The 11,924-nt window shown below is 47.1% G+C and carries 5 protein-coding genes; all 5 read right to left on the bottom strand.

The annotated features are described in order from the left end of the window. Nucleotides 1–39: 39 nt before the first annotated feature. Nucleotides 40–5,595 (bottom strand): glycosyl hydrolase family 28-related protein, encoded by a 5,556-nt coding sequence (locus BMY78_RS10575; protein WP_177185701.1) that lies wholly within the window; start codon nucleotides 5,593–5,595, stop codon nucleotides 40–42. Nucleotides 5,596–5,718: 123 nt separating this feature from the next. Beyond that, nucleotides 5,719–8,478 (bottom strand): alpha-mannosidase, encoded by a 2,760-nt coding sequence (locus BMY78_RS10570; protein ID WP_090897776.1) that lies wholly within the window; start codon nucleotides 8,476–8,478, stop codon nucleotides 5,719–5,721. 40 nt (nucleotides 8,479–8,518) lie between these two features. Continuing rightward, nucleotides 8,519–9,337, bottom strand: coding sequence for a carbohydrate ABC transporter permease (locus BMY78_RS10565; protein ID WP_024631711.1), 819 nt, complete (start codon nucleotides 9,335–9,337; stop codon nucleotides 8,519–8,521). A 12-nt stretch (nucleotides 9,338–9,349) separates the two neighbouring features. Next, on the bottom strand, nucleotides 9,350–10,243 hold the full coding sequence (locus tag BMY78_RS10560; protein WP_024631712.1) for a carbohydrate ABC transporter permease: 894 nt from the start codon (nucleotides 10,241–10,243) through the stop codon (nucleotides 9,350–9,352). A gap of 71 nt (nucleotides 10,244–10,314) precedes the next feature. Then, the gene (locus BMY78_RS10555; RefSeq protein ID WP_090897773.1) at nucleotides 10,315–11,694 is read right to left on the bottom strand and encodes an ABC transporter substrate-binding protein; all 1,380 of its coding nucleotides are present in this window, start codon (nucleotides 11,692–11,694) and stop codon (nucleotides 10,315–10,317) included. Between the last annotated feature and the right edge of the window lie 230 nt (nucleotides 11,695–11,924).

Raw genomic sequence — 11,924 nt, 5'->3', positions numbered from 1 at the left:
ACTCTCCTCATCTGCTCCATTTCGATCCTATCGGAAGATTTAAGGCAAACGGTTGTATAAACGATACAGCAGCACTGCGGTCTCAGCACGAGTCATTGTATCTTGCGGATGGAAGCTGCCATTGCTTCCTTCCATAATGGTTGATCTGGTTAATGAATCAATGGCATCGCGGGCATATGCCTTAATCAAATGAGCATCTTTATAGTCATTCAGACCGGATTCACCTTCAGGAAGAGGCTGCATACCGATAACTTGCATAGCTCGGTAGATCATAACCGCTGCTTCTTCCCGGGTAATTGGAGACGATGGCGAGAATCGATCCGCTCCTGCCCCTTGAATGATGCCCAGCGTTCTTGCGATATTTACGGACTGTTCGTAATAAACATGCTCAGGTACATCCGCGAAGCGTTCCACCTTGGTTCCCTGATCAGATTGTAATTCTAAGGCATTGGTAAGCAGAGTTACGAAATCTGCTCGGCGGATCATGGTTTGAGGCTGATATTCTGCCTCTGACATTCCACGAATAACCCCTTTGGACACTAGAACTTCGATGGCATGGCGGGCCCATGATAGCTGCTGTATATCCTGAAATGTTCGATTATCCTGAGTAATTGCGTAAACTCCGTTTTGCCGTGTTTTGAAAATCATTTGTTCCGATTTTTTGTTGAACTTCCCATTTGGAATGGGGATCATTTGCCCGTCATCTGCGATACGTCGTACTGCGAGTTTTTCCGGGTCCAACAGTTCAGTTACATTAGGCTGATAAGGCAAACTTACTGTGATTGGCGTAATGGTATTTTGCCATGCAACGGATTTGCCATCCGATATCACAGATAATGAAATTGCAGGCCGCTCTCCTAAGTCTGATTTCAGCTTGTCACTCCAAGAGCTTCGTTCAGCCTTACTTAATACCAAGGTAATACGCTCTCCAATCGTTCCTTGGGTATTGGCCAGCAAATGGCTCGGAACCAGCAGCACTCCCCATGCTGTTCGCATCTCCAGCCAATGGGTAGATGGTGTTTCCTGCAAAAAGCTGGATGGAAGTGTCAGAGCATACCCTGCAGCACCATCCACGGATTCGATGTCTACAATCAGCTTCTTTTTCCCGTCCTGATCAGGGGTGATGCGGTTGAATGCATCCTCCATCATCTTGTTGGTGAGCTCGGCTGTTGCCAATGCAGCAGCTTTATCCAGCTTGGGCTGAAGCTGCATTGCAGCACCAGAAGCGGCGGGTGTTGGTTCATTTTTCCCTCCAGTCGTAGAGCCCCCTCCAGCACTTGGCTGCGAACCAGAACCCGAGCCTGGCTGTGGATTGGGGCCCCCGGGATTCGGATTGGAACCTGATGTAAGAGCAGCGAGTCTCACGAGTAATGAGGACTTCAACGTGCCGCCAGGTAGCAGAGTGACGAAGTTGGCTGCTGTATCTATAGAGGTAACATCTTTCTTTTGCTCCGCAGCATGGACACTCGCCTCGGCCGATTGCTCCAACAATGTCACGTAATCTCCCGTAAGCAGATACAAGTTTCCGAATAATCGTGCATCTTTACTTGTACCGATCCCTCCATTAAACTCCATAAAGCCTGATCGTCCTTCGCCATCGTTTTCATTGACAAGCAATGCAAAACCGATAGGTTTGTCAGGTTGGAATGAATATCCTTCCTGATGAAGTGCTGCAAAAGGCAGCGTAATTTGATAATGAGTAATATGGGTCGTCTCGTCCCGGGTGATGTTTGCTGAAGCGGATTCCAATAATCCTGTAGCAATGCCTTCCGGAGCTCGCCATCTCCATTTCGTGACGACACCTTCCTGATTCAGTGCAAAACCAAGCTCATTCACCTGTTTGCTGGCCGCACCATCCTTTTTGCCAAGGTCAATACCAAGCTGTAAACTGTCTCCTTGCCATATATCGCCATTGGTATTGGATTGATGGTGAATATCGTCCTTGACGTCCACCTTGAGAACCAAATTTTCCGCATCCCAACTTGCTTTAGCTTGAATGCTGAGGTCATTCGGACCTCCCCAGCTTCCACCGACACTGTTGTAATGATCGGGACTGGAAACCTCAATGAATGGCAGCGTTCCAACAGCATCTTTTTGTGCCGCAAAGGATTGTGACAGTTTGACTGAAGTCTCATAACGGAATCCGTTTTCAAGCGTTACTCTGAATTTGAGCAAGTCACTTGATATATAGGGAAGCGCCACATCCATGCTTTTCCCAATGCCCAGCCCCTCGAATCGTACTGGCTTAAACATCGCCTTATACACACTCGGTTCAATCAGTTCGATCTGCCCTTGAAGTAAAGCCTCACCTGCAACATTAGTCAAAGTCAGCGTGCTTCCGGGATCACCTGGTCTGGATGGATCATACCCAAGCTGGTTCAGTTTGAGTGCCAAAGGAAACAGATTGGTCCCCGTCACTTTTCCAGGAGGGGCTTCATTCTCAATCTGAAAACCGCCATTAAACAGGTTGTTGGATATCACCATCTTCTCTACGTTCGGACCTGCAACCACATGATTCGTACGTGGCTGTTGAAAATAGGAATTGTAGAGGGTAATATCACCACCGATTGCATTAATGCCGATTTCACCAACGTTCGTGAAGTTCCCCTGCTGTATGCGGATATCTCCTCCGTGAATATCAAAGGATCTTGTTGTGTCTCCCCACATGGACGTATTGAAGAACACCGCTTTGGAGCCGAAGTCTGGCCCAACCTCCACGTATACCTTGTCTGTTGTACTCATGGAAACCAGCTCTGTATTGATAAACGAAAGACCAGCTGTTCCCGCATGTTGTAATACGGCTCCCTTTTTACTGCCATCCGTACCATGACCAATAACGACAGCTTCGGGCCCTCTTCCATTCTGTTCTTCAAAATGAATACCGTACTTTGATCCATATACAAATGTATTGAAAATAACCTGATTGGTAACATCCCCAATACGGAAGGCGTCCAGATTCTCTTTTTGATAATTCCAAATTTGATTAAATTCTTCATCATTCGATGGATGATTCGGATAATTGTTCCGACCATAATAATGCGGATTGAACTGCACATTCCGCATGTATCCTCCGTCTGACCCGCCACCAAGATATATGCCTTCCTTGAGCGGTGATCCCGCTACATAATCGATATAATGACCACTTGTATCATGGGTGCCAAAGTCGACAGCCTGATAAGGATTAACCAAGGTTGTATCGATCAGGTATACGTTTTTCCCTTGACCTTGCACAGTCCAGGCATAAGGCTTCACCGGATTGGCATCAGACCATGTTTGTTGATCGTAATAGACGGATAATCCGCGTAATCCTGCTGCTTCCTCTAGCTGAATGAAGGCATCGGCATCCGGAGCATTTTCTCCATAGTTTGTAAAGATAACGGTTCCATTCCCGATCGTATGATGAGGTACATCATAATTGCCCCGCAGTTCTACGGCAGTCGGGACCACCAAAGCCTGTTCAACGCGGTATATGCCAGCCGGCATATAGACCGTTCCTCCACCTGCTGCTTCGGCATCATTCAATGCCTGTTGAATAGCTTGGGATGAATCCGTACTCCCTGTGTTATCAGCCAAATAGGGCTGGCTCACTACGTTAAACAATTCGCGAGTTCCCGGCTTGGGCTGCACTGCAATATCCACTGAAGGAACATTAGGGATCGTTTCCAACACCAAATCTTCTTCCTGATGGATGTTCAGTTCCGCCGAGGTACTTTCATCGTTCACCGCAAGGTTGCCTTCGTGTCCGGAATGTATGGCATTAATTGTTGCCACATCTCCCTGAAGAAGCAGGTGCCGATCCGGCTTGGCGAAGGTAGAACTGCCCAGTATAATGGAACCACTCTTCGCAACTATGGCGTAATCTCCGCTTCCTTCACTCCAATTCTCGAAAGAACTGCTCTCAAAGGACAACGTTCCACGCCCTTCATTCACAACCGCATGTTTGGGCTCCCCGCCCACTGTTACGCTGTTAAACTGGGCAATGGAGTGAAAGCCTTCCGTTGCATAAATGGCAACAGGATTCGGACCAGCACTCGCTTGGAATTGACTGTCTGTCACCAGCAATCCATAATCATTGACGCCTTCAATCTTCAGCGCTACGTTGCAGTCGTCGATCTGAATTTTGTACAGCTGCGCATTGGCTGTTTCAAGGCTTCCTCTTCTTGTCGTGATTCGTATCCCTGTCTTATAACCCGAGATATGAATATTCGACATATACTCCCAATCCGAGCGCCCCATTACAATACCTTCGGATTGCTGTATCATATATTCACGCAATTGAGACCGTTCAGGTGCTCCTGGCAAACCAGAGTTCGCCCATACATCCGGGGACAGGTGAAGCCCTTCCATTCTCCCAATGTCTGTTGTGAAATCCAGAAAGATACCGGTTTTCAGTGTGGTGCCGTATACATCCTTCACGTAATGAAGTTCGTTCCATTCCGGGCCAATCTTAATCCCTTGGTATGCATTGACGAGTGTTACATTTTTCACCGTGGCACTGTCACCTGGAAGCTGTTCCATCGTCCATGGATAGGCCACCGGGTTATTCATATTCTGTTCGGGATACCAGATCGACACATGTGTTACCCCACTGGAAGGCTCCATCTTTATGAAGCTGTTCCCGTTAGCTTGACCTTTGCCGCCATATACAGCAAGGATTGTACCTTTGACTAACCCGCCATACTCGTCGGGATTCCCCCAATCTCCGCGAAGTGTAACGCCTGTTGGAATAACCAGCTCTCCGGTTAATTTATAGGTTCCAGATGGTACGAACACAACTCCGCCACCTTGGTTTCCGGCTATTGCCAGCGCTTCTTTGAAAGCTTGAGTATCGTCCGAGACACCGTCCCCTATTGCTCCATAATCGGTTACGCTCCGATCTGCAATGACGATATCTGATGTAGGGAATTCCGTATCATAGACCTTCGTCTGAGTATCTCCCTGTTGCTGAGTTTGCTTATGGACGGTTACTTTGGCCAGATGAAGTTCCGGATTGTTGGCTGGTGCCCCTGCACCGCTAACCCCGATCCGGAAATCCGCATCATGGGTGCGGTTACCGAAATTGGCATCGCTGAGCTTGAAGGTATGTGTCTTCCAGGTTCCCGTATTTTCATACCGGAACAAAGGAGCATCCTTGAAACTGGATTGCTTCGAATCGTATTGCAGAGACATCGCACCACTATCGCTATCGTAATATTCAACAGTGACGAACACGTCCTGATCGGTATTTTCAAACAAATATTCATCCGCAACATTGAAGTAAAAATACAGGATGTTATCGGCCGGATTTGTTGGATTCACCGTCTGATTGGTTTTCCAATACGCCTTGCCGTCAAACATCCCCACTTGAAGCCCTGCTGAAGGTCCATCGCCGGGACGAGCCGTTATGCCCTGCTGCACAGGAGTTTCCCCCAATGTAATACTTACTGAGTCAGGTGACACATCATTTGGATGGACGTCTCCCTGTTCAGTAATATCTCCCCCCTCTGCTGCCGCATGTGTGGTTGCTGGTGTGATGTATAGCCCTGAACATAACATGACAATCGTCAACAGCACTGAAATGGTACACCTGGCACCTAACCTTAATCGTTTGTTCACAATCGTACCTCCCATTCACTTGATCATGTAATCAAGCTGCACGAAAACAGGGTTGTCGTATGTGGAACATGATGCATCCGTTTTCAATCCGCAGCAGTGGAGAGAACTCCAAGACTGAATTGTTTATATTAAACGTGTTGTGGGTTGAATACCGATCGTCTGAATTTTTGCCGGTCCCACATTCAAAGCATAACTTCCCTCATCCGCTACCTTCATGGCTTCACCTTGATCTTCAACAATTGTACTTTCGTACACTTCCTTAGCCTCAAACGAAGGCGTTACCTTCAGTGAAGTCGTCTCCGATGATACATTGAACACCCTGAACAGCATGTCATCATTTGCCTCGCCCCGTTTAAGCGCACTAAAAGCGAGATGATCGCCCTCCCATTGCAAAAACTCGTGGGTAGCGGGTAACGTTCCACCATGTACCCCTGTCTGTTGAACAGTCCAGGGAACCGGGAACTGGTACGCCTGCACATAAGCATCGGACTCAATAACATCCAAATCATGTGAGATGAGCTCCATTTCCAGAATGTGCTGTCCGAGACATTGGGCCTCTGGCGTTGAAAATACTCCCCAATCCCCAAGCTCGCGTACCCCACGCAGCAGTGTCACAGCAATGGTATTCTGATTAGCCAATACTTCGTACTCATTAAGACCTTTATTCGCAATCGTCAGCCCTTCACGACCATTGCTGATACTGACAAATGCATTTTGATGCTGCGCATTGCTCGGATTTCTCCATTCCGCTTCCGGCTGTATCGGGCGCTTTGCCAGTTCGTAAATAGAGTCAACGGTAACATGACTTGCTTCGAGTCCCGTTTGGAACAACATGCGAATTCGATGATCCTGAACCGTGTTATCGATATAGCTTTTAATGCCAACCGAACGTCCTGTTTTTTCAAGGCTTAGCTCTGTACGAATGCTCACCTCCCTAGTTTCATCAAGCCGCCGGGATTTCCGGTAACGAAATGGAACCATGGAGCGGATCTCTTCATCCAGCAGTTCATCTGCGCCTGCCGGAAGCTTCCAGTTATGCACGATCTCATAAACGGCTTTCAGCGGTGTATGATGCACCAGCTTAATCTCGGCAGGCAGTCCCCGAGTAGTCAACGGAACTTCCTGATCCGGTTGTCTGTACATATACTCATTTCCGATATCCCCCGTATCCTCATAAATGCCAAGCCCTGTATAATGACGACCGTTCACTTTATCCAACATGCTAAACGATCCATCCCCCGCAATCTCGATCCGCACATAATCGTTCTCCATCACTTGCTCATCTGTAACAAGTTCAGTGGTAGTCAGTTCGCTAAGTGCATTCTCTCCAGAAACACGCTTAGGCACAAGAGCAAAAGTATGATACCCAAAACCCGGGATGTTCTGGACATGAAGCTCTACATCCACTTGATATGCCCAGTAAGGTTGACGGAATCGATCATCTGGCAAATCATATCCAAATGTCGGTCCAACGGGTGTGATTACGGCTTCCACTTGCTTGCCTTCCGCGTTCAATACAACCCAATCGTTCGAGTCAAAGGCTTCATATTCGCGCTTAAACTCCTGATACTTTTCATGCGGAGGCTGGTGGTCAAAGTACCGTCGCTCAACATCCATCCTAGTTACAATCACATTGGATCGACAATGTCCCGAAGTGTTAAACACTACAAAAGGCAACGCACAATCTGCGTCAAAGCCAGATGTATCCACAGATTCGGCTATTGTACGAGCACTCTGAACCGATATGGCTTCCGCCACTTCTTGCGATTTGGCAAATCGGGTCATCATTTCCCTATGGACCTCGTCAACACTGCACCCGCAGATGCTGTCATGAGGATGATTCTTCAACAATGTCTTCCAGGCATATAACAGCTCATGCCGTGGATAAATGCCTGTGGACAGAGAGGCCATGACTGCCAATGGCTCAGCCACTTTCTCCAGTAACGTCTGACTTTTTACATTTTGCTGTTTGATATATACCCTTGCTGAAGCAGTATTTACAAGTGTGATCCAGCCGTCGGTCCATTGGCTTCGAAGTTCACCGCGAATGACGTCCAATGATTGTGGTTTCACTTTTTGCAAAGCCTGAATGTACTCAGGAAAGCTGGAATGACGAAACGTCACGTCTGGAATAATCTCGGTGGCCGTCTTTAACGCTTGTGTCAGATCCTTCTGAAGCGGCTGATGATCACATCCGTTCATGAACAGGAGTTCCGAGCTTGAAGCAAACTCTTCTGCTGCAGCCAGCTTTTCGGCCCAGTAAACTTTCGCCTTCTCTGGTTCCACCGGAATTTCCATGCCGTTGTTGTACCAGTTGGCGAACAGGATCGCCAGTACACGAGTACCATCGGGTGATTCCCAATACATCTCCGAGTATTTGGAGGTATGTTCATTGCCTGACTGAATTTCGTTATTGAACCCAACAGGCCTCACTCCACGTCCATATACAGCTACCTCAATGCCTGCCTGGCTAATGAGCTGTGGTGCCTGCCCCATATTGCCGAAGGAATCCGGGAAATATCCGATTTTCGCATATCCTCCCATTTGTTCTGAGGCTTGAATCCCAATTAACAGATTGCGTGCATTGGCTTCACTGCTCACGAGGAATTCATCTTGAAGGATGTACCATGGACCAACGATCAGCTTGCCCTCTTCAATTAACTTGCGGACCTGATTCGACCTATGCGGCATGATTTCCAGGTAATCCTCCAGTACAATAAACTGCCCATCCAGATGGAAATTCGTAAATTCCGGATCATTTTCAAACGTCTCGATTAAATTCTCCATGAGCTGAACGAGCAACATTCGGTGCTTCTCGAAGGATAGATACCACTCCCTGTCCCAGTGAGAATGTGCGACAATATGCGCGGTTTTTGTAGTCATTCATTTCATTCCAATCTTGTATGATTTAGTTGATGTGTATTTACATTTTCACTGAACCTACCGTCATGCCCTTGACATACATCTTCTGCATGAACGGGAAGGCAAGCAGGATTGGAATGACCGTAATCAAAGCCCCTGCCATGAGTTCATTCCATTTCTTGAAAGAAGATGAATCCAGATACATGAGTCCCATCGGTAACGTAAACATATCACGGCTATCCACGATGATCATCGGCCACAAAATATTGTTCCAGCTTCCGATAAAGTTCAGAATCGCAATGGTTCCGATAGCTGGCAGCGCTAATGGCAGATAGATTCTGTAGTAGATTTTGAAATTGTTGCATCCATCCAGTACGGCGCTCTCGTATAACTCATGTGAGATTGTGCGGAAGTAACTGGTGAATAGGAAAATGGCGAAGGGTGCAGCACCATTAATCATGGGTAGAATCATGCCAATATACGTGTTTTGCAGCCCGAGATTGGTCATGTTGATATAAAGCGGAATCAATGTGGTTACCCCTGGAACGAGCAGCAAGGCAATAAACGTGTAGTAGATGAATTTTTTGCCCCGATAAACAAATTTGGCAAACGAATAGGCCATCATGGTATAGATGAGAATAACGCCTATAATCACGACTGCACTTACGATCACGCTGTTGATGAAAAACTGATAGAAATTCAATTTGTTCCATACGTCACCAAATGTGGACCACATCGGTGCAGCTTGTGGAAACGGACTCTGTGGATTGGCTAGTGCATCCTGTGATGTTTTCAGCGAAGTGCCGATCATCCAGACAAAAGGATACAGGCAGGTCAATCCGTACAAGATTAGAATGATATGCTTAATATATTTGACCATGTGCTCCTCCTTTTAGATGTCTGCCTTGAATGAGCGAATACTGAATATGGCAATGGCACCTGTAATCAGAAATGATACCCATCCGATTGCGCTGGCCAGACCATAATCATTGTTTAGAAAAGCTGTGCGGTACACGAGTGTACCAATAACCTCCGAACTGCCAGCCGGTCCGCCGCCCGTCATGATGAACACATTCTCAAAGGCTTGAAAGGCTCCGTTCACCATCTGAATGACGGCAATAAGCGTGATGGGCTTCAGTAACGGCCAGGTAATTTTCAATATCATGGTTGTTTTCTTGGCACCATCCACACTTGCTGCTTCATACAGTGTCGGATCAATGGAAGTCAGACCAGCGTAGTACAGAATCAGCGTCCCAGGCAGACCGCCCCAAATTGATGTCAAAATAATACCGAGTAAAGAAGTAGACGAACTCCCCAGCATTCCACCAGGTACCGCAAGGAAATCCAAGCCCATCCATAAGAAGAGTGAGTTGAATGCTCCACTTGGTTCAAATAAACCTTTCCATACATAAAAGATAGCTACGCCAGATGCGATCATCGGCAGAAAATAAATTGTCCGGTACCACGTAGCTGCCTTCGTATTTTGCAGCACAAATGCCAGCACAAGTGCGATTGGAACGACGACCACAACCTGTGAAACCGCAATAATCAGATTGTGCAGAACGGCATTATAGAAATTCCGGGTTACAATCGGATCATCACCGAGCAGGAACTGACGGAAATTCGCCAGACCTTCAAACCTTGCTGTGGAAAAATCGATCCCCGACCAGTTATAAAAGCTGAGCATGATCGAGAATCCGACCGAATACACGCCGATGGCAAGAAACAAAAGCACGCCAGGCAGTAAAAAAAGATACGGCATCCACTTATTTCGACTTTTTATCATGATCAATCACCTTTTGCTCTCAATTTGGCAACCGACAGCCCCTTACGGGGCTTGCCGATTGCTTTGGTGTTCTAGTTCCCGCTCGCTTTCAGACTTTCCATGGTGTCGTCGAACTTCTTGGCGACTTGTTCAGCAGTCATCTTTTTCTCGATCATGGATTGCATGGACTGGGCATACACTTCCCACTCTTTGTGCTTGCCACGATACGTATTGATTGCAGGTGAAGCTTGACTGTAAGGGCCAGGCTCGGCAGCGAATGCTTCTGAGATTGATTTCAGGTTCGGGTCCAGATCATTTGCACGATCACCCAGATTCAGCGCAGGTACTGTATACGCCGCATTAGCAAAAGCAACAGCAGCATCCGGATCACCTGTCAGGAATTTAATGAAATCGAGCGCTTCAGCCTTGTTCTGCGAATCTTTATTCACTGACAACATCGTTAACGTGAATGGATCAGTCGTCCAGCTGTTAATTTTAGATCCTTCAAGCGGGGGTACAGGGAAGGTGAAAATATCGTCAGGACTCATTCCCATAGCCAGCAGCGTAGACATTGTGAACGAACCACCGAGATCGAAAGCGGCTTTGCCAGCAGCAAACGCCTGGTCTGCTCCATCAATATCCGTTGACAAAATTCCCGGCATCAGCAGATCTTTGTTTGCCAGTGTCTCCATCGCTTTCACTACCGGCAGATTTGAAGGGTCGCTTAGTTTGGACTTTCTTTCGAGCAGATCGATGTAGCCTTGAGGTTCGTTCAGCATGATGGACAGTGCCGAACCGGCCCAGTTTTCCCACAGATCAGGCAGCTTTGCACCAAACACAAGCCCAGGAGTACCTGTTTTCTCTTTGACAGTCTCCATCATGGTGACGAACTCTTCCCATGTTTTGGGCGCTTCAGCTGTCAGCCCTGCTTCTTCGATCAGCTTCTTGTTGCCATAGAACGTAAAGAATCCTCCGATATCAAGCGGCAGTCCGTAGAACTGTCCAGTCTTCAGTGACTTTTGAATGGTGGTGGCATTCTTGTCTTCTTTCCAAGAGTCAACCTGACTCTGTGTAACGATGATCGGGTCCATTGCAGCACTGTAATAGCTGTTCAATAGATCATCGTCGATTTCACCTGACAGTTCGAGCACTGAGTTCTCGATGGAATCGCCCGCCGTTGCCCACCAGTTCACGATATCCGGCAAATTTTTGGAATTGGCTGCTGCCTGGAATTTTTGGCGATACGTATCATCCGGTGTAAAGGTCTCAAGTTTGACTTTGATCCCTGTTTTCTCTTCATACAATTTCGCGGCTGCTTCAATTCCTGGCGTGTAAGCAACCTTCCACGTCCACATCGTCAGCTCTTTACTCGCTTTGGGTTCCGTCCCCCCGGACTGCGCGTCACCGCAAGCGCTTACAATGAGTGAGAAAACAGTTAACAAAGTAACGATCATGCCTGCTCTTTTTTTCATCCCGCAACCACCCTTATTTTTAATTTTGGTTCGTTTCTGGCTTAATGAATATCCCACGACAACAAATTGGCGTTAAAAACTGCTGCACCCCCTTTTTGAATGAAGGAAGACTTGCGAAAAAATTTGTGGTATTACAAAGATTGTGAAGGCTCATTGGAAACGCTTTATCCAACAAACTTTAAAAACAATATAAACAACATACTTTTACTTGTAAATGTTTATTTTTAGAT

Source organism: Paenibacillus sp. OK076, assembly GCF_900110055.1.
GTDB lineage: Bacteria > Bacillota > Bacilli > Paenibacillales > Paenibacillaceae > Paenibacillus.
The sequence above is the reverse complement of the archived record's forward strand: the minus strand, read 5'-3'. Positions and strand labels throughout refer to the sequence as shown.

What these genes read in the sequence shown, in the direction of transcription:
- BMY78_RS10570 (WP_090897776.1), bottom strand. Translation starts at nt 8,478, where the DNA reads ATGACTACAAAAACCGCGCATATTGTCGCACATTCTCACTGGGACAGG.
- BMY78_RS10565 (WP_024631711.1), bottom strand. Translation starts at nt 9,337, where the DNA reads ATGGTCAAATATATTAAGCATATCATTCTAATCTTGTACGGATTGACC.
- BMY78_RS10560 (WP_024631712.1), bottom strand. Translation starts at nt 10,243, where the DNA reads ATGATAAAAAGTCGAAATAAGTGGATGCCGTATCTTTTTTTACTGCCT.
- BMY78_RS10555 (WP_090897773.1), bottom strand. Translation starts at nt 11,694, where the DNA reads ATGAAAAAAAGAGCAGGCATGATCGTTACTTTGTTAACTGTTTTCTCA.